General features: G+C 47.6%; 20 protein-coding genes. 13 read left to right on the top strand and 7 right to left on the bottom strand.

Translation table 11 applies throughout. From position 1 onward, the window contains the following. The first annotated feature begins 131 nt into the window (after positions 1 to 131). The 10 genes from OXH00_01120 to OXH00_01075 all read left to right on the top strand — a co-directional run bounded on the left by OXH00_01120 (position 132) and on the right by OXH00_01075 (position 8,107). Positions 132 to 953, top strand: coding sequence for a class I SAM-dependent methyltransferase (locus tag OXH00_01120; protein ID MCY3739599.1), 822 nt, complete (start codon positions 132 to 134; stop codon positions 951 to 953). Between the two features lie 74 nt (positions 954 to 1,027). Then, positions 1,028 to 1,471, top strand: coding sequence for a PIN domain protein (locus OXH00_01115; protein ID MCY3739598.1), 444 nt, complete (start codon positions 1,028 to 1,030; stop codon positions 1,469 to 1,471). Next, entirely contained in the window at positions 1,458 to 1,667 is a 210-nt protein-coding gene (locus OXH00_01110) for a hypothetical protein (GenBank protein ID MCY3739597.1), read from the top strand. Before OXH00_01115 ends, OXH00_01110 begins: the two co-directional genes overlap by 14 nt. 2 nt (positions 1,668 to 1,669) lie before the next feature. After that, a complete protein-coding gene (locus OXH00_01105; GenBank protein MCY3739596.1) occupies positions 1,670 to 2,494 on the top strand; it encodes an AAC(3) family N-acetyltransferase in 825 nt (274 codons plus the stop codon). A 135-nt stretch (positions 2,495 to 2,629) separates the two neighbouring features. Beyond that, the gene (locus OXH00_01100) at positions 2,630 to 3,097 is read left to right on the top strand and encodes a hypothetical protein (protein MCY3739595.1); all 468 of its coding nucleotides are present in this window, start codon (positions 2,630 to 2,632) and stop codon (positions 3,095 to 3,097) included. Between the two features lie 17 nt (positions 3,098 to 3,114). After that, positions 3,115 to 4,158 carry a phytanoyl-CoA dioxygenase family protein gene (locus OXH00_01095; protein ID MCY3739594.1) on the top strand — a complete coding sequence of 348 codons (1,044 nt, stop codon included), beginning with the start codon at positions 3,115 to 3,117 and terminating at the stop codon, positions 4,156 to 4,158. A gap of 16 nt (positions 4,159 to 4,174) precedes the next feature. Further along, positions 4,175 to 4,780, top strand: coding sequence for a hypothetical protein (locus tag OXH00_01090; GenBank protein ID MCY3739593.1), 606 nt, complete (start codon positions 4,175 to 4,177; stop codon positions 4,778 to 4,780). Between the two features lie 24 nt (positions 4,781 to 4,804). After that, positions 4,805 to 5,548: an SAM-dependent methyltransferase gene (locus OXH00_01085; protein MCY3739592.1), complete on the top strand. Its 744-nt coding sequence runs from the start codon at positions 4,805 to 4,807 to the stop codon at positions 5,546 to 5,548. A 167-nt stretch (positions 5,549 to 5,715) separates the two neighbouring features. Next, positions 5,716 to 7,749: a cohesin domain-containing protein gene (locus tag OXH00_01080; protein MCY3739591.1), complete on the top strand. Its 2,034-nt coding sequence runs from the start codon at positions 5,716 to 5,718 to the stop codon at positions 7,747 to 7,749. A 79-nt stretch (positions 7,750 to 7,828) separates the two neighbouring features. Then, a complete protein-coding gene (locus OXH00_01075) occupies positions 7,829 to 8,107 on the top strand; it encodes a hypothetical protein (protein ID MCY3739590.1) in 279 nt (92 codons plus the stop codon). A 63-nt stretch (positions 8,108 to 8,170) separates the two neighbouring features. Here OXH00_01075 and OXH00_01070 read toward each other — a convergent pair whose 3' ends face one another. The 4 genes from OXH00_01070 to OXH00_01055 form a co-directional block, all read right to left on the bottom strand. Continuing rightward, positions 8,171 to 9,103 (bottom strand): GNAT family N-acetyltransferase, encoded by a 933-nt coding sequence (locus tag OXH00_01070; protein MCY3739589.1) that lies wholly within the window; start codon positions 9,101 to 9,103, stop codon positions 8,171 to 8,173. A gap of 134 nt (positions 9,104 to 9,237) precedes the next feature. Next, the gene (locus OXH00_01065) at positions 9,238 to 11,853 is read right to left on the bottom strand and encodes a zinc-dependent metalloprotease (GenBank protein ID MCY3739588.1); all 2,616 of its coding nucleotides are present in this window, start codon (positions 11,851 to 11,853) and stop codon (positions 9,238 to 9,240) included. Between the two features lie 21 nt (positions 11,854 to 11,874). Continuing rightward, entirely contained in the window at positions 11,875 to 12,588 is a 714-nt protein-coding gene (locus OXH00_01060) for a Uma2 family endonuclease (GenBank protein MCY3739587.1), read from the bottom strand. Positions 12,589 to 12,702: 114 nt separating this feature from the next. Beyond that, positions 12,703 to 13,458: a phytanoyl-CoA dioxygenase family protein gene (locus OXH00_01055; protein ID MCY3739586.1), complete on the bottom strand. Its 756-nt coding sequence runs from the start codon at positions 13,456 to 13,458 to the stop codon at positions 12,703 to 12,705. Between the two features lie 171 nt (positions 13,459 to 13,629). On the opposite strand from OXH00_01055, the gene OXH00_01050 reads away from it, so the two are divergent. Continuing rightward, the gene (locus OXH00_01050; GenBank protein ID MCY3739585.1) at positions 13,630 to 14,379 is read left to right on the top strand and encodes a Type 1 glutamine amidotransferase-like domain-containing protein; all 750 of its coding nucleotides are present in this window, start codon (positions 13,630 to 13,632) and stop codon (positions 14,377 to 14,379) included. 229 nt (positions 14,380 to 14,608) lie between these two features. Continuing rightward, complete coding sequence (locus tag OXH00_01045) at positions 14,609 to 15,610, top strand: zinc-binding dehydrogenase (GenBank protein MCY3739584.1); 1,002 nt, start codon at positions 14,609 to 14,611, stop codon at positions 15,608 to 15,610. Between the two features lie 7 nt (positions 15,611 to 15,617). Here OXH00_01045 and OXH00_01040 read toward each other — a convergent pair whose 3' ends face one another. From OXH00_01040 to OXH00_01030, 3 genes are all read right to left on the bottom strand, one after another. Continuing rightward, positions 15,618 to 16,967, bottom strand: coding sequence for an NAD(P)-dependent oxidoreductase (locus OXH00_01040; GenBank protein ID MCY3739583.1), 1,350 nt, complete (start codon positions 16,965 to 16,967; stop codon positions 15,618 to 15,620). Positions 16,968 to 16,995: 28 nt separating this feature from the next. Further along, positions 16,996 to 17,574: a GNAT family N-acetyltransferase gene (locus OXH00_01035; protein ID MCY3739582.1), complete on the bottom strand. Its 579-nt coding sequence runs from the start codon at positions 17,572 to 17,574 to the stop codon at positions 16,996 to 16,998. 466 nt (positions 17,575 to 18,040) lie between these two features. After that, entirely contained in the window at positions 18,041 to 20,194 is a 2,154-nt protein-coding gene (locus OXH00_01030) for a DUF5916 domain-containing protein (GenBank protein ID MCY3739581.1), read from the bottom strand. Between the two features lie 547 nt (positions 20,195 to 20,741). Between OXH00_01030 and OXH00_01025 the strand changes: the two genes are divergently transcribed. Further along, positions 20,742 to 21,860 (top strand): lamin tail domain-containing protein, encoded by a 1,119-nt coding sequence (locus tag OXH00_01025; protein MCY3739580.1) that lies wholly within the window; start codon positions 20,742 to 20,744, stop codon positions 21,858 to 21,860. Positions 21,861 to 21,938: the final 78 nt, after the last annotated feature.

Here is a 21,938-nt window from a genome sequence, read left to right as displayed (position 1 = left end):
TGCTTGATATAGTGAGACTATGTAGGATAAAGCGGCAAAAGTGGACTGAAGAAAATAGGTATCGCTTCGCCACTTGATTAACACCTTGGTATTCCGAGAATTCTACTACACCCAAAACAAGGAATAAAAAATTGTATCAATTTTCAGATGAGATTCTTTCGTTCTATAGACAGACGAAAGAATCGGAAAGACTTAAAAAGGATGTTAGAGGACAGATAGAATTTGCGCGGACACAAGAGATTATCACGCGCTATTTACCGATGCCACCCGCAGTGGTTTTGGACATCGGTGGTGGTTCGGGTCCCTATGCCTGTTGGTTGGCAAAGTCGGGCTATGAAGTTCACCTCGTAGACCCTGTAGATTTACACGTTGAGCAGGCGAAGGAAGCATCGAATCAACAGCCAGAACACCCGATTGCGAGCATATCGCTTGGTGATGCGCGGACACTCCGTTTTTCGTCGATGTCGGTGGATGCAGTTCTGCTATTAGGACCGCTCTATCATCTGATTGATAAAGATGAACGGCTGCTTGCATTGGGAGAAGCCTATCGCGTCTTACGAAACGGTGGGGTTATGGTTGCTGCCGGCATCTCGCGTTTCGCCTCTTTACTTGATTGTTTCCGCAAGGACCGATTGGGCAACTCGATTTCCAGAGACATTGTTCATAATGACCTCGAAACGGGTTACCATCGTAACCCGACTGAGAACCTTGATTACTTCACGGACGCATATCTTCACCGTCCCGAGGATCTCCGCGCTGAAGTGGTCGAAGCAGGTTTTCAGCATCAAACAACACTTGCTGTGCAGGGACCGACATGGCTTTTTCAGGCGGTTGAAAATTATTGGGTAAACCTTGACCAACGCGCTGCAATCTTAGATTTAATTCGGAAGATTGAAACAGAACCGTCGATACTCGGCGTGAGTGCCCATATCCTTGCGGTAGGAACGAAATAGAACAATAATAGGGTATGTAAATTTAACGTGAAAAATGAATTGTAACCTCTTTAGGGCTTACTGTGGGGAATTGTATGCGAGTGTATCTTGATAACTGTACTTTCAACCGCCCTTTTGATGATCAGACTCAGATTAGAATTAGACTTGAAACAGAAGCCAAATTGTATATTCAGGAAAGAATTCGAGATGGGACTTTGGAATTGGTATGGTCATACATGCTTGATTACGAGAATCTATCAAATCCATTTGAGGAACGCAGAAATACCATTCAAAATTGGAAAGCACACGCTTTCATTGATGTGGATGCCAACCTTGAAATTCTTACAAAGGCGAACGTTTTGAGAGAAATCGGTTTGCGAAATAAAGATGCTCTCCATTTAGCTTGTTCTGTTGCAGCGAAATGTGATTACTTTGTCACCACAGATGATGTAATTCTCAGGAAGACAGTTAGTTTTGAAGAGGTTAAGGTTATAGATCCTCTCGATTTTATTAGGAGTGTATTCCATGATAACAGATGAACAACTCAAAGTAGAAGGCTTAAAGGCTCTTACGGAAGCTTTGGGCGACGTGCAGGCTGAAAAGTTCATTGCATTGGTTATGCGTTCTCGGTTTGATTACACCAAATGGCAAAGGAAACTGTGGGTTGAAAAGAGCGTGGAGGAGATCAGTGATGCAGCAATGAAACTGAGAAAATCAAAAGATGGAGATAGTTGATAATGCCTGAAGATCAAGTGGTTCAAAAGACAGAAGCACTCGCTACAGTCGAATCGCTGCAGGCGGATCTTGAGGCACTCGGTATTGAAAAGGGAATGGTCTTACTCGTCCATTCATCCTTGAGCGCGCTCGGATGGGTCTGTGGCGGTGCTGTCGCTGTCATTATCGCACTTCAGGAGGTCTTGGAAGAAACTGGCACGCTTGTGATGCCCGCCCATTCAACCGACCTCAGTGATCCGAGCCAGTGGAAAAATCCGCCTGTCCCCGAATCGTGGTGGCAAATCATACGTGATACGATGCCTGCCTACGATCCCAATTTAACGCCTACCCGTTCAATGGGTAAAATTGCTGAAACCTTCCGAAAACAAAACGGAGTTCTCCGCAGCGCGCATCCACAGAGTTCGTTTTGTGCACGTGGGCCTCAAGCATCGTCCATCATAAATAATCACGCTTTAGCTTATGGCTTTGGTGAACACTCACCGCTCGCCAGAATCTACGATTTACAAGGTTATGTGCTGCTTCTCGGTGTCGATCATTCGAGTAATACATCTATACATCTCGCAGAATACCGAGCGGATTTTCCGAGCAAACGCGTCGTCCAAGAAGGGGCACCGATCTCACAGGCGGGTTCAACGACATGGACTACCTTTGAAGATATTGATGTAGACGATTCAGATTTCGATCGCCTCGGTGAAGATTTTTTGCGTTCTGATGAAGAAAAAATAGTTCAGTGTGGCAAGGTCGGCATCGCGGATTGCCAACTCATGCCGCAACGTGCTGTTGTGGATTATGCCGTTAATTGGCTTGAGAAAAATAGGGGAAAATAAATTGGAAAGCATAAGTTTAACAGACTGCTAATCGCCCATAGCCGTTTTAAAAATTGAATTTCTCATTTCGTGTGTGTTATACTATAAATATCCAAAGCTGCCACCTAACAAGAAAGGAAAACAAAGAACCGGTCTATGGAAAAAAAACGGGGATCCTTATTTACCGTCCGAGACGCAGAAAGTGCAATCATTACTTATACGGTGTTAGGACTTCTCTACATCATCGGGATATGTCTCTACGAACTTGTCGCCGGATGGAACGGCATCCTACAGATGTTAAGAAAGTTAGACGCAACCTCCCCGGTGTTTAATCGGACCGCAATTGCGTTTATTATCTTCAAAGAAGGAGCGGATATCATGTTAAGACGTTTTAACGAATGGCGTGCTGAACATGCACAAAGCCTTGAAAAAGCCAAAGAACAAGGTATTGAACAAGGTATTGAACAAGGTATTGAACAAGGTATTGAACAAGGTGTTGAGCAGGGGCGTGCAGAGATATATGAAGCTATCGCCGCCTGGAATAAACGCCGACTCGCAGCCGAGGCGAAAGGTATCCCTTTCAATGAACCGCCTCCGTCGCAGAACGGACACCAGCACGAATAGATCCAAGGAGAAGTCAGATGGAATCACCAAAAGAACTTCGCGTATCCAACGATGCAATGAATGATCCGGAAGAATTGCGTCACCGGATCTCAGAAGAGGGGTATCTCTTCTTCAAGAAGCTGCAAGACCCTGACAAACTCTGGACATTGCGGCGAGAGATGCTAACGACGATGCAGGAAGGCGGTTGGCTCGTCGCGGGCACCGACCCGATGGACGGCATCGCCGATATTTCCACCCAGTGTACCGAGGGCGACCCCGAATACACGGATGTATACCACGCGGTCTATAAGTTACAGGCGTTCCACCGTTCCGGACACTGGTCCGAAGTCGTTGATATGGTAGAGAAAATTGTCGGTAGAGAGGTGCTGCCGCATCCACAGAAGATTGCGCGCCTCTGGTTTCCTAAGTACACCGCACATACAACACCGATACACCAAGACTTCGTCCACTTCCAAGGGAATTTTCAGACCTATACCTGTTGGGCACCCGTCGGAGATTGTCCGATTGAGTTAGGAGGCTTGGCAGTGCTACCGGGTTCTCATAAAGTCAATAAAGTCATGGAGCACCACTTTTCGCTCGGTGCTGGCAGTCTCTGCGTTAATGAGGACGAGTTATCCGGCGAATGGCATTCCACAAACTATGAAGTTGGCGATACGCTCATCTTCCCCGCTTTGACTATCCACAAAGCATTACCGAATTTGACCGAAGATCGGCTCCGCGTGTCGCTCGACAACCGCTATCAGGCTGTCGATGACCCAATCGCTGAGCACATGCTTGAACCGCACCTGAACATCTTCAACTCGCTCCAATGGGAAGATGTCTACCGCAATTGGGAGTCCGATGATCTGAAGTATTATTGGAAGGATCACGACCTGACGGTTCTGCCAAGAGATTTCAGTTACGGGAACAAAGGGTTTGAGGAAGCATTGGAATTGGCAAAAGATGGAGATGAACGCGCCATTCTACACTTGAACCGGGCAATCAAGCGTGATGCCACAACCGAATTGGCACAGCGGGCAGTGGCAGTGCTACAAGAAATTAGTGTCGGGGCTGCTGATTAAAGAGGGAGACTCTCCCATGGCTTATAGCAATTTCACCTTAGAAACGGTCCGGGAGGAGTTTCAATTAGAGACAATTGAATCCGCGAACATCTTTGCTGACATAGCACCTGTACCACCGAGCGAGGCACTCGTTGCGGAATTGGCGAAAAAAGTGCAGTTAGCAGTTGCTATAAGGACAGAGAAGGCACGCTCGGAACTTATTGTCACTAATGTTCTCGTTGAGCTCCGCGAGCAATTTGATCGTAATATCAGTCTTTTTTCTGGAATAGACTTCAGTGTTGATGCAGAAAAGGGATTGACAGGCACTTGCGATTTTTTGATAAGTCTATCCCCGGAACAATTTTATTTAGAGGCACCTGTTATCGTTCTCGTTGAAGCAAAGAATGCTGACCCAACGCTTGGCATCGGGCAATGCGTCGCTGAGATGCTCGCAGCACAATGCTTTAATCGGCAGAAAGGCAATAGTATCTCTTGTATTTATGGGGCTACCACTACCGGCACAGAATGGTTGTTCCTCAAATTGGAGGGACAAAAACTTTATATTGATATGTCCGTGTACGCGATTGAAAGGTGTGACAAAATTCTCGGTATCCTCTCCAGCATGGTTAATCAAAAAGCATAAGGCGTTCCGGTAGGTATAATTAACATGGAGTTCCATTACAAAGACATCGTTCCGTGGGGTAGGTCGTTTGATGAATACCTTGATATGTTTAACCTCTCTGAGGACGACTTGGTGCACGACATTGTTGATGTCGGCGGCGGCCCCGCGTCGTTCAATACCGGAATGCACCAGCGCGGCACGCCGATAATCTCCGTGGATCCGATTTACCGGTATTCGGAGGCGGAATTGCGTCAACGGATTCAGGAAACCCACAAAGATATCATCACGCAAGCTTTCGGAAACCGAGATAAATTCGTCTGGACAAGATTTTCGTCTGTCGGTGAATTAGTGGCATTCAGGAGACAGACGATGGAAGCGTTCTGCCAAGATTTCGAGACAGGCAGGCAACAAGGGCGGTATGTCGTCGCAGCACTCCCAAATTTACCCTTTCCTGACCGACACTTTGACCTCGTGCTTTCCGCCCATCTCCTCTTTTTCTACTCTGCCAATAGGGATTTAGCGTTCCATCTTGATGCTGTCCGAGAACCCCTTCGTATCGGGACTGAGGTGCGGATTTTCCCACTCGTCGATGTGAACAGTAGCTTTTCCCCGTTCGTATTACCCGTTATTCGCGAACTTAAAAAAGATGGGATTGATAGCACAATTGAAACTGTGCCGTATCATCTCCAGAAAACTGGCAATCAAATGCTGCGGTTATGGAGCTCAGGTCTTACGCAAACCATTTCACCAGCTAGGTTTGAAAACTCTCCAGCAGTGTCCGACATGTAGCGGATTATAGTAAATCGCGTAATCTCTAATTGTGCTAATTGTCTGAATTGATAAAATAAACTGTTTCCAATAGAAAAAAGCCGTGCTTGTAAAATCCTTTTTTCAGCAGACTAATTATAGCGAAATGTCCTTTCTATTTTCCTTGAATTTCAAAAAAGGAGCACTTGATGACAAAAACAATTATAAGTTTATTCATACTCATACTTCTAACTCTATTTTCGATCAACACCTTTGCCGCAGATTTTCCACCACAACAAAAAGCCATCTTAGAGCCGAGACAATCTATCTATAGAATAACATTCAGTCCAGATAGTAGCACTCTCGCAAGTGGAGGTTGGGATGGAAATGTACGTCTATGGGACGTGGCATCAGGACAGCTCAAATCCGTCCTCACAGGACATTCGCACAATGCCACGGGTGTAGCGTTCAGTCCAGATGGTAGCACCCTCGCAAGTGGAAGTCTGGATAAAACGGTGCGTTTATGGGACGTGGAGTCTGAGCAACAGAAATTTGTCCTCACTGGACATACGGATCGAGTAGAAAGTGTAGCGTTTAGTCTGGATGGCAGCACTCTCGCGAGTACAGGATGGGGTGACCAAACTGTACGTTTATGGGATGTAGCATCGGGTAAACCCAAAGCTATCCTCGTAGGGCACACGGATGATGTCTTTAGTGTAGCGTTTAGTCCAGATGGCAGCACTCTCGCAAGCGCGGGCATTAGTACGGTGCACTTGTGGGATGTAGCATCAAGGCAGCGCAAAGCCTCACTCATATTAGGGAATCAGAGTTGGACCAGAAGTGTAGTGTTTAGTCCGGATGGTAGCACCCTCGCAAGCGCGGGCACTAATACGGTACATTTATGGGACATGGCATCGAATCGGCTTAATGCTATCCTCACTGGGCATTTGGTGGGCATCGAGAGTATCGCGTTTAGTCCGGATGGTAGCACCCTCGCAAGTGCAGGGATGTGGCATGACCAAACAGTGCGTTTATGGGATGTAGCATCGGGTCAGCTTAAAACTGTCCTCATAGGACATCAGGGAGCACTCGTAAGCGTAGCGTTTAGTCCGGATGGTAGCACTCTCGCAAGTGGAGGTCTGGGTCCGGTCATCTTGTGGGACCTCACCGCAACTGTCACCACCACGCCTGCCATTGTGCGTATATCTCCGGACTTGACTCAACCACTAACTATTGGGGAACAACTCACTATTTCCATCAACGTTGTAGGTGGAGAAAATGTGGCGGGATATCAGGCAACTGTAGTATTTGACCCTGATGTTTTCATTTATTTTTCAAGTGATAAAGGTGAGTACCTATCTGATGAAGCGTTCTTTACAGCACCAGTTGTCGAGAAAAATTATGTAACACTGGCATCAGCGGATGTGGAGGGCAAGAACGGTGATGGCACACTTGCAACTATAACATTTCAGGTTGTTGATGCCAAAGCATCGGGATTTCTCCTAACCCAAGCCATTTTTGTTAATCCAGAGGGGGAGCGTTTGTTCCCTTGTGTTGAAAACCGTATAGCGGTAGGGGACATAGCGGAAGATGCCATAGTGGAGGGCAGTACAGGGACTGAATCAGTATACCGCGCTGAGGATGTCAACAGCGATGGTGTCGTAAATATCTTAGATTTGGCACTCGTCAGCTCAAATTTTGGACAGATGGGAGAGAACGAGGCGGATGTCAACGGTGATGGGATAGTCGATATAGTAGACTTAGTTAAAGTGGCTGCTGCGTTTGGAAACACGGCAGATGCGCCTTCTGTCCATCCACAAATACTTGCTATGCTTACCGCCGCTGATGTCCAAAGTTGGCTCACACAAGCACAACGCCTAAACCTGACGGATGTAGCATCACAAAGAGGTATTCGCTTCTTAGAAAAGCTCTTGGCGGTGTTGACCCCGCAAGAAACGATACTATTGCCCAACTATCCGAATCCTTTCAACCCGGAGACATGGATACCATATCAATTGGCAAATTCGAGCGACGTGCAGATTGTCATTTATGATACGCGAGGAATCGCAATTCGACATTTAGCCTTCGGGTATCAACCAGCAGGACACTACACTGCCCGCAGCCGTGCAGCGTATTGGGATGGTCGCAACGATTTAGGTGAACGCGTGGCGACAGGTGTTTATTTCTATCAATTGATAACGGATAAACGCTCGTTGTTGCGGAAGATGGTGATTTTGAAGTAGGAACTATCGCTTTGTAGGTTGTGTGAGAACCACCAGATACAACCTGCTTCTCGCGGTCTATGAACGGAGACACAGAACAGTGAATACATACAAACAAGAGGCAAGAACAGGTTTATTTCACCTTAAGGAATCTGTATTGGATATTTTACTTGAGGCAAAAAACGAGGAAAATTCCTATCGTCAGCCCAATGCTATCCGAAAAAGAAGTGGCATCCCAAAAATAGAGGAACCGAATGCACATGCCAACACGCTTATCTATGGTGTTCTACTCCATCTGGGGGCGGAAAAACGTGTTGAATACAAAAAAGGTTATGGATGGCGAATCACTGATCAAGAGGCATTACTGCGAAGTGAATAGCGCAATCTGTTTCTATAAATAAGATGTTGCTGTTAAAGTCCTACTGATTATCTCAATCACAGACTACCACTTCTGTGTTGGGGCTTCAGAGAGATCTTTAACGAATTCATACGTCCAATCTACCGTCCGATAACCGCAGTTGCTGTAAAAGAGGAAGGCGCGGGGGTTATCCCAGGCAGTACTAATCGCTGCATGCCGGTATCCGACTTTGTGCATCTCTTGAAGCTCATACTGGAGTAGGTAGCGTCCCAAACCTTGTCCCTGAAACTTATCCTCGATGCCGAGCCAAGTCGTGTGAAGCCAATTTTGTGCATCAGGATGGCTTGAAAACTCACCACCGGAGACAGACCAACACTCGCCGACCTCTTTATCATCTTGAAATGCTTTTACGGTGCAGTTCGGAAGTTGTCCGCGCCCCTGTTTCCAATCTACAGAAAGCGTTACAGGTAAACTTGAAGGGACTGGTGTAACGGTGTAGTTTTCCCAATCCAAAAAGACTTCGCCTTCAGAACGATGGTACCCATTATATCCGAGCAGTGCTTGAACCTGATCGAGCGCATCCGATAGATAGGCGTGTTCAAAATGATAGAAGCGGTACCGATGGTCTTGTGAAAAGGCGAAGATTTTGGGAACGTTAAACGCTTTCAGATAGGTTTCTGCCTTTTCAAGCACGGCTTGCCCGGTATGCCGCGCACCGCGTTCGTAACCCAAAAACCGAATAATACCCGCGTTCTCTTTCCTTTCCTCGTGATTCCAGACCTGACCGATACCGACGTGGATAAACGCTTGCACTGCTCCGTTCACCATTGCGACAAAGGCAGTTTCGGAATCGACTCCACCTTCTTTTTTATCAGCTTTACCGGTGGTAACCCCGCGTAATGCGACAGCAAATTCTTCTTCCTTTGCGGGGTAACAGTGTGGAACGTTGGCGGTCAGGCGGTTATAAAATTGGGTTAAAGGTGCTTGCATATCGGCGGTGTATTGAAGAATTTCCATCTGTTACCCCTAATTTTTTGTTTACTCACACAACAGAAAATTGGCGGGGTTACTATGGGGGAACACCCAAGCAAAACACCCGCCAGCAAATATAGGAAGTTTTGTGTAAGTCCCGAATAGGAACGGACGATCATTTAGCGTTTTTGGACTTGGAAACTGGCATCCAATGCCTTCGCAACTCGGACTTGCGACTCTTCGAGGTGTGCCAAACTGTAGTCATCAAGTCGCCCTTGCGCGTTCTGGAGCACACCCTGTATCTCACTGTTGATTTGTCCGAGATGGTGGCGTGCAAGCGACCTCGCGTCTTCAGGCGTTCCACTATCAGCGTCCAATACCAATTTGATGAACCGCTTCAGGTGCTCACGTTGCAACGCGCGACGGAAACTGGAGATGAACGCATCCGTATTTGACCACTGCTTTTCTCCGACATTCCGATCCAATTCCGTCCAGACCGCATCAGTGATGCCTGAAAAGAGTTCTGGCAGTGTGAACGCGTCCTCACCCTTCGGAAACTTCAATTCTGTGTCCTGAACGCGCGCGAGGACGTTCGGATGGAGCAAGCGTCCCAAGATGCGGGTCTGGTTACCCAGGATAACGCTGTGCACCGGGTAATCCAAACGCGTAGAACTCCCGCTACTCGATCCCCAGTCGCTCCAACGGGTGATGGCAAGACTGTTGAGCAGGTCCGGGGGAAAATCGAAGGCTCTGTCCGAGAGTGCGTGCTCTTTGATAAATTGCAGTGCTTCACGCTGTTTCGCTGCGGGGACAGGCACGAACGGGAGCCGTCCGTTCGCATCGCCACGATGATCGCGGTGGTGGTACTGTCCACCGATATAACGGCTTGCAAGGTACATCGAATAACCGTATTCACCGAGCAGCGATCCGAATGCACGCCTGACACGCTGATACCCCATCCCCTCTTTTGTAACCTTATCAGCGATCTTGTCCCAAAGCTCAACGACAATCTCGCGACGTTGTTTCGCAAAATCGAGTGGGTCCGAACCGAGATCCCACCGATTGACCAAGGGGTCCAAATCTCTGCTTTGATATGCGGACGCATCACCATCTGTTCCGTACGTCAGTCCTGGTGTTGCGACACGGGAAGCGATTTTGCCTAACTCCTTTAATTCGCCTTCAGGATTGCCAGCATCGATCGGTTTATACGCATACTCGACGACCCAGTAGTCCCAGGGGCCAATCGTCGTTGTATAGTAATCACCCTGTTTTTTCCCTGCAGGTGCGATGTTTACAGCGTCGTATTCCATCACGGAGCCGAGAAGTGCTTCATCGCTTTTCTTATTTAGGTCGTCAAGCGAATGGATCGTACTCGCTTTAAAGTTGTGGCGTAATCCCAACGTATGCCCGACTTCGTGCATGGTTAATGATTTAAGTGCCTGACCGATAAATTCTTCCGGTAGTTCACCGTCTTCGCCGACCACACCACGCGCCTGTAGGACGCTCGCCATGAATCCCATCTGGCGTGCTAAGCCGGATGCCATCTCACACCGGAATCGTGAGGAATGATCTATCGGATGGTCATGTTCGTGGTCGAGTTCCTCAAAATACGTCGTATATTCTCGCTGCCACGATCTAATGAAACCGTCACTGATAAGAATATCAGCGTCCAATATCTGACCTGTCAGTGGGTTCACGCGGGACGGACCGATGGCGAAACCTGCGTCAACGACCCATCGGATCGTGTTATAGCGCGCATCTTCCGGGTCCCAATCCTCATAATCTTGTTGGATCCGCGCCTCAATCGCGTCGACAAAGCCTGCTTTTTCAAATGCTTTATTCCACTCCAGAATTCCTTGCCGAATATAAGGACGGAAACGATGTGGGACTGTCTTTTCAATGTAGAAAATGATCGGATCCATGGGGGGCGAGAGTTTCGCTTTTTTGTCTGCTTTCTCCAAGTGCCACCGGTTGACGTAACGGATATAGGGTGCGTCACTGGTTTGGAGCGAATAATCTTTGACTGTTGTCATGAAATGCCCCATACGATCGTCAGCGAGCCGTGAGCGATAGTTGTTCGATGGAAGTTCGGAAAGGCTGTAGTGCAGGGTCAACTGGATACCACGACTGTCTGGGACGGTTGTCATAGAGCCACTTGCCGCGTAAACTGCTTGAACCCGCAGCTCAACGTTCTTTGGGAACCCCTTGATGGTGCCCCAAGTGCTACGCGTTTTATCAAATCGGGCACCGCCGCCGATCCGACCTGCCATGGGCGGTAGATCAGACATAAAGACAGGCGAAATATTCACCAATAGACTCCGCCGTTGGGGATGTATACTTTCGATTTTAAGAGAAAATAGCACAGAATCGCTGTAGCTGTAGTCCACCGCTTGCGCAGTCGGTGTCCCTTTATCGGCACGGAAACGCACATTTTTTCGCACGAGATGCACACGGTCGCCAACGCGCCGCCAAACGAGCAACCATTCATCCATCGTCATCCCGGAGATGAGGTATCCTCGTCCGAGTCCGCGTGAAAGACTAATCATGCATAGGAAAGGTTTATCCAATTGTGAGGGTTGAATTTCGCAATAAAGGTTCTCTTTTTTCTCATACAACCTGAAAAAGCCTTGATAGTTTTTACTATCTTCAGTAACTTTTGAAAAATCTTCAAACTCTTTCTTCTTTTTTATGGGTGCTTCCTGTGTTGCAGGTTTTGCTGTTTCCTGAGCGAATATCGGCAGGCAATAACCGCTTATTAAAATAAAACCGATCCCGAAAATCAATAGGTATCGCATTATCTCTTCTCCTTATTTGATTTAGTCGTCTTTTTCGGCTTGGAGGCGTTCAAGCGTTGCCAACGCCTTTGCCAATTCATCCTCGGCGCGTTGTCGTGCAAGAGCCTCTTGTTCAGCACGTTCCTCCGCCTGTTCAGCGCGTTCCTCCGCCTGTTCAGCGCGTTCTTCAGGAGGTGCTAACCATTGCTCTGTCGTGGGATCATACACGCCTAAAGTTCCATCGTGCTCACCGAGTTCTAAGTTTAGCACCGACGACGGCAGACGCTCGTTCACGAATGCTATTTCCTCATACGTACCATCAACCAGTCGAAAACCTATGAAATGCGGTTGTATTTGATGGAGTGGGTCATAGATGTAATACTCCTTCACTTTCAGAACAGACTCGTACAAATCTTTCTTCCCAGTTAGATCATGCCGAAACGTGCTCGGACTCGCAAGTTCTAACACAAAATCAGGGGTATGAGATTCCTCCCATGTCAGGTACGTTCCTCGCTGCTTTTTCGCAACCCCTTGAACAACAAAAACATCCGGGGCAACCGATTTTGTATTATCTCCCATTTTGTAGTAGATTAACAGATCGCCGGAAACATAAACATCATCATGTTCCCGAAAGTGGTGCTCAATTGTTTGTATAAGTGCCATCAGTAGTTTGCGATGCCAATCCGTTTCTGCCATAGATTTACCGTCCGAAGAAGGATAGAAGGGTGTCGGAGCAGATATGATTTTTTGCTGCATAGTTCTACCTCCTAAAAGGATTATCAAATTGCTAAAGCGTTATTCGTTTAAGGATAGCATAGAGGTTGTGAAATGTCAATTCTCAATTTCTTTTTTCAAATTGCGACTCCGACTTTACCGATAATGAATCCGCCGACTGCCGTCGAATGAGAACCGTGGCCAATCGCGTTCCCAGTTTTCGGAGTCGTATGGAATGTAGTGGCACGCCAACGCATGTCTGCGCGTCCCCGGTTTCAAAACTTGCGCACCCCCATGAATCAATTTTCCGCTGAACAGAACCACATCTCCTGGGTTTACCAACACCTGAACCGCGTCTTTACCGTTCTCGCGAAAGACCTGTTCAACTGCCGGAAAATAGCGGTTATGCTGTTGTAATTCATAAGTCTCTCCGGGTTGGAGTGTCATAGGTATGTCGCTTTTCGTAATCAATCTACCTTTATGCGAACCGGGCTGGACGACCAGCGGTCCGTTGTTCTCATCGACACGAACCATCGCAATCCAGGCCGACATACAATCCGGTAGGTAATACTGGTCTTGGTGCAGGGGATGCTCGGATCCTTCATAAAAGTGCATCGTTTGAATCCCCTCCGGTTCGCCGCCAAAACAGTCCGCAAGCGGCTTATGTAAGCGGGCATTGATAAGTAAAGCCAATACGCGCGGGTCGTAAAGATGCTGATTAAAGGTCCTTGCGCCGTATTTATCCTGTTGAAAAAATCCATCCAGATGCTTACGTCCGGCGTGAAGGTCTTCTATATGTTCAACGAAGTGTTCGCACTCTTCGGGCGCAAAAACACTTTTAAGGACAAGATATCCGTTTGCCTCGTAGAACGTTTTTTGTGCGGGTGTTAAACCTGTTTCTTCAGGTGCCATCTTTCCTCCTTAACGAAGTTACGGACACTATATAGGCATTCCTTTCATTTTACCACAATTATTAAGCGAAAATGTAGTTAAATTTCTAAATGTACTTGATAGTTTTTGTTGGAATTGTTAGGGTTAACATTCCAAGGACAAAATAGTGAGAAACCGTTAAAGGAACAGTTTATGAAAACAATACCGAAGATTGTTGCAGTTGGCGGTGGAGAAATTAGAGAAATGGAAACCGCTGCTATTGACAAACGCATCATTGAATTAACCGGCAAAACACAACCGAAGGCACTCTTTATTCCAACTGCCAGCAGCGACGCACCCGGATATATTGATACTTTTGAGAAGGTTTACGGTGAACATTTTGGATGTAAAACGCGCGTTCTCAAGCTCATTCAAGATCCACCAGCGTTTGAGGAGATGTCCGCGCTGGTGTTGGATTCTGACCTTGTCTATGTTGGGGGTGGAAACACCTACAAGATGATGAAATTATGGCGACGCTTGAGGTTAGATACCGTATTGGCAGAAGCTGCGTCCCGCGGTATTGTGCTATCGGGGCTCAGCGCGGGTGCGATCTGCTGGTTTAGATACGGGCATAGCGATTCTCGGTCTTTCTCCAGCAACCCGAAGTGGGACTATATCCGCGTCAGTGGACTTGGATTCATCAATGCAGTCTATTGTCCACATTATCACTTCGAGAAGCGAGAAACTTCCTTTTCGCAAATGATCGCAAAACGGGGTGGCATCGGCATCGCCTGTGATAATAACGCAGCGATTGAGATTGTAGACGATCACTATCGTATCCTCACCTCTGCGCCTAATGCGAAGGCGTACAAACTCTTTAAGCGTGACGGAAACGCTGTTATTACTGAATTACCTCAAGGCAATGGGTATACGCCTTTAGCCGATCTTTTAAGACGGGGATAAGACGATAACCTTTTAGATAGCAACTTGGGTTAAAATAATACCATATTGCGCGGGAGTTGTCAGAAAGACAGAGTGAATTACAGTAATTTTGCCTTGACGGATTTGATTGCTTGTGTTATGGTATTAACACATCTTAGGAGGAGGAGGAATGCCCTTTCTCTCTACATAAAAACCGGCTTTATGAAGTGTCGTAGAGTTTTGGGCGTAAGTGTATATGAAAGTAGCAGCAATGTTTGGTGATCAAAAAGGTGGCGTAGTCGACAAACCGGATCCGCGTGCCGGAGGAGATGTCGTCGTCGTCAAAATCCATGCTGTTCCGATGTGTACAGAGTATAAAGGGTTCGTACATGGTGGCACCGGCGAGCATTTCGGCCACGAAGCCGCTGGCGAAGTCGTGGAAGTTGCACAACCCGGTCGCGTCAAAGTAGGGGATCGCGTGGTGGTGCAACCACAGAACGCTTGTGGCAAGTGTGCGATGTGTGCTATAGGTGAACACATTCACTGTACGAGCGGACGGAACATTCGAGAACTCATCGGGACAGACCCGGCTTCGGCGACTTATGCACAGTATATGCACAAGATGGAAGATCTGTTATCACCGATTCCAGAGGGTGTGAGTTATGAACACGCCGGGATGGCGTGCTGTGGATTGGGACCGACATTTGGCGCGATGGAACAGATGCAAGTCAATTCATTGGATACGGTCATGGTTACCGGCTTAGGTCCTGTTGGGTTAGGTGGTATTATCAATGCACACTATCGCGGGGCGCGCGTCGTCGGCGTAGAAAGCCATCCATATCGTGCCGAGCTCGCGAAAAAGTTGGGCGCAGATATCGTCTTGGATCCAAGTGATGAAGATATTCTCGATCAGATTCGAGATTTTACAGACGGGGTCGGAATTGACAAGGCAGTGGACTGCTCCGGCGCGTCTGCAGCCCATCGTTTAATGGTTGATGCAGCCCGAAGAAAAGGACAGGTCACATTCGTCGGCGAAGGTGGCGAATTTCCGCTTGGGGCGAGTCGGGATATGATTCGGAAAGGCTTAGTCCTACGTGGAAATTGGCATTACAACCTCGGTGTCTATCCAAAATTGATGCAAATGATCCAAAATTCACCCGAACAGATAAACACATTCATCACACACACCTTCCCGATGCGTGATGTGCAGGAGGCGTGGGAACTTCAGGCGACCGGGGAATGTGGTAAAGTCGTGCTGCATCCGTGGGATTAGTCGATTCTCAGACGGTTGCGTCTTGGAGACGGCGGAGTTTGAGAACGAAGGAGTCCTCGTTTAATGCTACCATATCGTAAGAGATCGCTTCCCCTTGGGGAACATCGGATTTTAATTGGATGCCGTCCGACAAACCGAGGGGGAGTAAGTTCTCTTCGTGTGCAATGTCCGCTTTCTCAATCAATCCATTGACTGTATACCCCCCGCTGCCATCGAGTATCTCTCCCGCTTTCAGGTCACGTTTGGCAACTGTGATAATATCGGCAACGGGTGTCGGTAGCGGTGTGCCTGTCGGGTGTCCGTAGAGAACGGCTTTCGCAATCGAAATCGGTGCTTCAACAGCCACGAGGTGGTACGGGCGGTAGAGGAGATAGTTCTTGCCATCACCCCCCGAATGCAGGTTATAACCGGCAAGGTCTTCTTGCGTGAAAGGATGCTCCGTCCGAATAACAACGAATACACCCATCCGTAGTGGGTTGTCCAGCATCGCCTTGCCATCCGTGGCAATACTATTTGCAAGTTCAACGACACCGTGGCGGCTCAAAATGCCGCCTTCTTTTTTTAGACTGAAGACCTCAGCGATGTCCGAAATGTTGACTGAAGGTTCGTGCATGCCGCGAACATCTGGTGGCAGACCTGCCATGTTTGCCAAGGAGGTCATCTCAATCTGTGCCTTCGACCCATCTCGGAACGAGTTGAACATCTTAAAGTTAATCGTGCGTCGTTCAATCAACTCTCGACTGAACCCGAATCGTTGCGGAACAGTGTCCGGTATCCCCGCGCGATCATCATCATAAAACACCGTACCTCTCCCCGCAGCAACGATCTCAAAACCGAGGGTTTTTGCCCACTCGACCATATTCATTGTTACACCGGGTTGATCACCATCAACGAGTGTATAGACGACACCCGCGTTGTCTGCCAAGCGTCTCAGAAACGGGCCTACGGTGACATCCGTTTCAACGTTGACCATCACGAGATGTTTCTTGTGCATCAGTGTGTGGTACGCCATTTGCGCGCCAACTTCTGGAATGCCAGTTGCTTCCACAACCACATCAATCAGATCAGACTGAATAATGTGCAGCCCGTCTTCGGTAACTGCGCGTTTACCGCTGCGGATGGCATCGTTCATCGCGTTGGCATTCCGAACATGCGAAATCGCGTCGGTGGGGATATTACTGGCTGTATACGCGCCTATAGCATGTTTCAGATTGATGTCGGCAATCGCGCTCGCGACCATGCCGCGCATCTGTGAAAGCTGCGCAACCAGTCCGGCACCGAACTTTCCGGCACCGATAATACCGACACGAATTGGGTTGTTTTCCGCTGCGCGTTTAGCGAGTTGTCTACTGAACATACAAGGTTCCTTTGATTCAGAATGCTATTCAAGTGAGGCTTCCATGGATTCTCTGATATTCTGCTCGTGTGATTTCAAAGTCTAACATCTTTCCGCCATCTGCTTCTCGCGAAACAGTTAGTCCAAGAGATCGCCACAATGCTTGTGAACGGACATTGTCCACAGGAACGTCCACTGGACAGAACCGATCTATTTCCAGTTTTTCAAAGGCATGCGCCATCAAACGTCGCACGACCTCTTTGCCGTAGCCTTTACCCCACAGTGTTTTGTCCCAAATCCCGATGGGTAAACGCATCACTTTTTCGCCCTCAATTTTTGCCCGTTCCAAATTCATCCACTGCAAACATACCTCGCCAATGGCGCGTCCACTCGATTTTTCGACGATTGCGAACAGAAATCCGCTATCTCTCATGAATTTACCGGCTTTTTTGAGATATTCCTTTGTGATGGGTCCCTCAGGCGGGGATTCCTCAACCGCGTTTAGAAATTCCGGATCTCTATAGAAAGGGACAGCAGTATCAAAATCGGCATCCCTAAAGGGTCGCAGTTTCAGATGTTCGGTCTCCAAGTGAATATTATGGCATGCAAAGTTTCCTGTTTGTATCATATTTATAAATTTCCTTTAAGCTTTAGAAGTATACTTCGCCAGAGCCGTTCGGTGCTTCCATGATTCCGATTTTCCAACAGCAAATGCTTTCTCGTAGGAGCAACCTCCTGGTCGCGACGCTTCAATGGCCTCCTCAACCAAGGTAGGTTCGCTTTGTCCGGGTGTCGAGTAGGATCTGTGGACGGGTTCTCTCCGACTCCTCCGGGCATCTTTCTACGGGAGTGCCCTTTTTGCTGATTGTTGAAGACTGAAAGTCTCTGTGTGCTTCGTTTTGATACCCACAGTTATAATTGAATACGAGGTATCAAAACCGAATGCGCGTACGATATTCGGCGGATTGATCAAGGTTGAAAATCTAATAAAGAGGTCCTTAACGCACCTCAAACCCAATATGCCGCCATATAAATCTAAAAGGGAATGAACCCAACTTCATAATACGACATAAGGTGTGTTAGGTTTCACTACACTATAGACTAAATAGGTAGGTAAACTTGCTCAAGACTGTCCAGTCGTGTGTGTGGAAGCCGTCGGATGTATCCCATGCTTGATCGTATACAAGGTAAAAATCGCTCCCCGGACGATAGATGTAATTGAGCAAAAAATTCGCGCTGACCCGTTCTGCGCTATCGTTCCACTGCGCATACAATTTGGTAAAGAAACGGGTGTTTAAGGCATAACTGATACGTGTCCCGACAACGTTTGTTGTAAATAGGTCGATTTCGGGCAAGTTAATCCAGTTGCGTTGGTATCGAGTTTCTATCGCGAGTTGATAAGTCATCCGCCACTGACTATCGATGTTAAAACTCACACGGTTACCGTGAAAGTAGTCCCCATACTCCGCACGACCAAATACGGCAAACGGGCGACTACTCTCAGTGAAACCACGTAGTGAAACCTGGTTCATCTCATAGTCACCGGCAGGTATCTCGGCATCACCGACACTGAAAGATTCATCAACGCGGTCAAAAGACCGTTGGACATTAAGGCTAAATCCGTCGTCGGAGTCCAAAAGCATATTTCCGCCAATTCTTGCGTCCCAACCGATGAGGTTGTTATCATGGTCCAATAGATAACTACCGGCGAAACCTGTTCCGACCTCCCGCACACCGTACCGACTGATTTGGATTTCATAATCGGTATCCAACATTAGGGACCTAATATTCCTTCGATGCATGAACCCCATTTTACTTGTAAATTGGGGACCGATGTCGAGATACGAAGCGTTAACGCGAAAATACTTGTTTCGCCAGTTATTTGAGAGGTACCATGCCATATCGCGTTCTTCTGGATCTGGCGACCAACTCCCAACGGTCATCGCTCGCATCCGCCACTGGTCGTGTGGTCTGAAAAACAGGTCTATCCCGCCGTTGCGATGATAATCCTCGCTGAAGTCGCTCTGCCGATTGGTGAAAATGAAGCCGACGGTTGAATCACTGAGAATGTCTCGTTGCATCCTTAGCACAGAAAAGTTCGTCATAGGAATTTCCCCGGAAGCAGCGGTCGTCATGTTAAGCGCGCCTACACTGTAAGCCCCGACTTTTCCCGTCAGTTTACCGCCACCGAGCAGCCGGACCTCTCTTTCATCTTCGATTCCGATGCTACGGCTGTAGAAAACCGACAACGGCGGTGGACCGAAGTCCCCGATGCCTGCACCGAATGCGAACAGTCCGCTACCTTCAAGAAAGAAATCGCGTCGCTCTGGAAAATAAAGACTAAACCGTGTGAGGTTGACCTCTTCCTGATCCGCTTCTACCTGTGCGAAGTCGGTATTTAATGTTAAGTCCAACGTCAGGTTCGATGTTATACCATATTTCATGTCCAATCCGAGATCGCGTTCAGTGGTACGCTGCCAATCGCCGTCTTCGAGATTTCGTCCCAAACCGCCGAGGAGATACGGTTTGACATCAAAATACGATGGTGCCGCAATACCCTGCAGTCCCGTTAGCTTGCCTTGATATATAGGATGGTATGTCCCGGGCCAACTCTGGCTTCGAGGCACTTGAATCCACTGTGTTGTCTCGTTTGTCCGTTGGATATTGCGCCCAAAATTCACACCCCATATCATCGAATCTTTTTTCTTAAACCGCAGTTGATTAAACGGAATCGCGATTTCGACTGTCCAGCCTTTCTCGTGCTGTTGTCCAGCAGCTTCCCAGATACAGTCCCAGCTCCCGTTGAGGTTTTCGCCACCGTCTGTGACGGCGGTGTCTGATAGTGCGCCGAGTGCATTCGTCCGAAAGAAGAAGCACTGTCGCTTATCACCGTAAGTGTCGAGCATGATGTAAACGTTATCATTTTGCCAGAGTCTCCCATCGCGGCGCATTTCATTCGCAACAATTTTTTCCGGTTCGGAATCATAACATTCAAACCCGATGTAAAGTTTTTCAGTGTCATACAACATGCGAACTTCTGTGCGTTCGGTAGTCGGTTGCCCTTCGTTGGGTGATTGTTGGGTAAAGTCGTCAATCACTTGGGTCTGAGACCAGACTTCTTCGCTGAGGTGTCCATCAATTTCGATTGCTTCTTGGGTGAACGACGGTCTAATTTCTTTGCTGGCTTCGACATTTAGGTTCGCTGCAGCGATCGCCGTGAATATCAGAAGAACGATTCTGTGGCGCATCTTTTCTCCTCTTTTAGATTTTTCTTGCCTGCAAACGTGATATTTTGTTGTCCTTTAAAAAAGAAAGACCCTCACCGAAATCTCATTTTGTGGCGTTCAGTGATGGGCGTTATATTGTGTAATTCGGAAAGTGTTTTATGCTTCACTTACTCGCCCACCACTGCGCGACACATGGAAATACCAATTAGCACGACACCAAGACCGATGAACGTGCAGAGGCAATTTTTATGTATCAGTGTGATAGACGATAAATAAAACATCCGAGAGTCCTATTTAGAATTCATATATGTTAAGTATTATAACATATTTTAGAGATAGGTGTCAAATTTTTATGATTTCTATTGACACTAAAACATTTAACCTTCAGATTTCTGAAAAATTCATATTTCTTTAAAAAAAGCGAAGAGGTTCACAACTAAAGATAAAAATGAATAGCTGTATTTCAGTTTTACAATTTCCAAAAACTTGACGAGACAACGGATGTGGGTTATAATAGTTGGCAAGACGCGTGTTGAAACCGAGACTTAAAAATAAGAGGGATATTTTCATGAAAGGCTTGGTCGTTCTTAGTATATTTGCGACATTCATATTAGCGTTTGGCATCCAAGGGGTTGTCGGTGCTGAAGATGATACCGTTCCAGTAGCTTCAAGGTACGATATCGCCATCAGTGAGATCATGTACGCCACCAACGCCGACAAACTTCCGCAATGGATCGAACTCCACAACAGAAGTGGAAAGAAAGTTAGCCTTGAAGGATGGGAGGTTACAATTAAGAACCACCCAGAAGATAAATCCGTCCTCTCCACCACGCTCACCTTCACTTTAGATGCGAAGATACTTGATAGAAACCAAGTGCTGCTGCTTGTGACTGAGCAGGGTCCCAACTCTGGTGTCGGGGCTGCAAAGGGCGACCTCCGATCAGACCGTATTGTCATCCTAAAAGACCTTATCGGCGGCACCCCCGGTTATCGCCTCTTGAGCCAAACCGCTTTCAGAATCACCCTCATGGCAGCAGCCGAGAGAACACGAAGCAGGAGACCAAGCGACATCGCCGGTAACCTTGATGAAATACCCGAATGGAAGTTTCCGTTGATTGCGGGAAACCAGCGGAGTTCTATTATCCGAGCGTATGACGGTAACAACGCGACGGGGCATCCGTTCGATGGCACGGCAGCAAACGGATGGGCACTTACCGCGAAAAAAGGTGCCCAGTATGTAGTCCAGCATCCTACCTACTACGGATACCGCAGTGATCACGGCACGCCCGGGTATCGCGCACGTGCGTCTTTACCCTCTTTACCCGTAGAACTCTCCAATTTACCCGTGGAACTCTCCAAATTCCGTCCTGAGCGTAAAAAATCCAGCGGTGAAGTCGTTATCAGATGGATAACCGAATCCGAGATGAACAACGCAGGTTTCAATATCAAACGAAGCACAACCAGAGATGGTGAGTTCAATGTCATCAATTCCGCTATCATCCCCGGCGCAGGTACAACCAGCGAAAGGCGATCCTATACCTACACCGATAAGACCGCAAATCCGAATGTCGTCTACTATTACCAAATTGAATGTGTCTCCGTAGACGGGACCCGTCAGACACTCCGTATGAGTCGCCTCAAAGGGTTTATTGTGCCTAAAAACCGAGGAGGGCCCTTGATCTTGTGATAAAATTCAAACAGAAGTAGATCACCAAACTGTCCGCCTTCTAATGTGCTTCTAATACTATATCCATAGTGAGATATA

It is taken from the genome of Candidatus Poribacteria bacterium (assembly GCA_026706025.1).
Taxonomy (GTDB): Bacteria; Poribacteria; WGA-4E; order WGA-4E; family WGA-3G; genus WGA-3G.
Note: the sequence above shows the minus strand (reverse complement) of the source record. Positions and strands in the feature narration are given on the sequence as shown.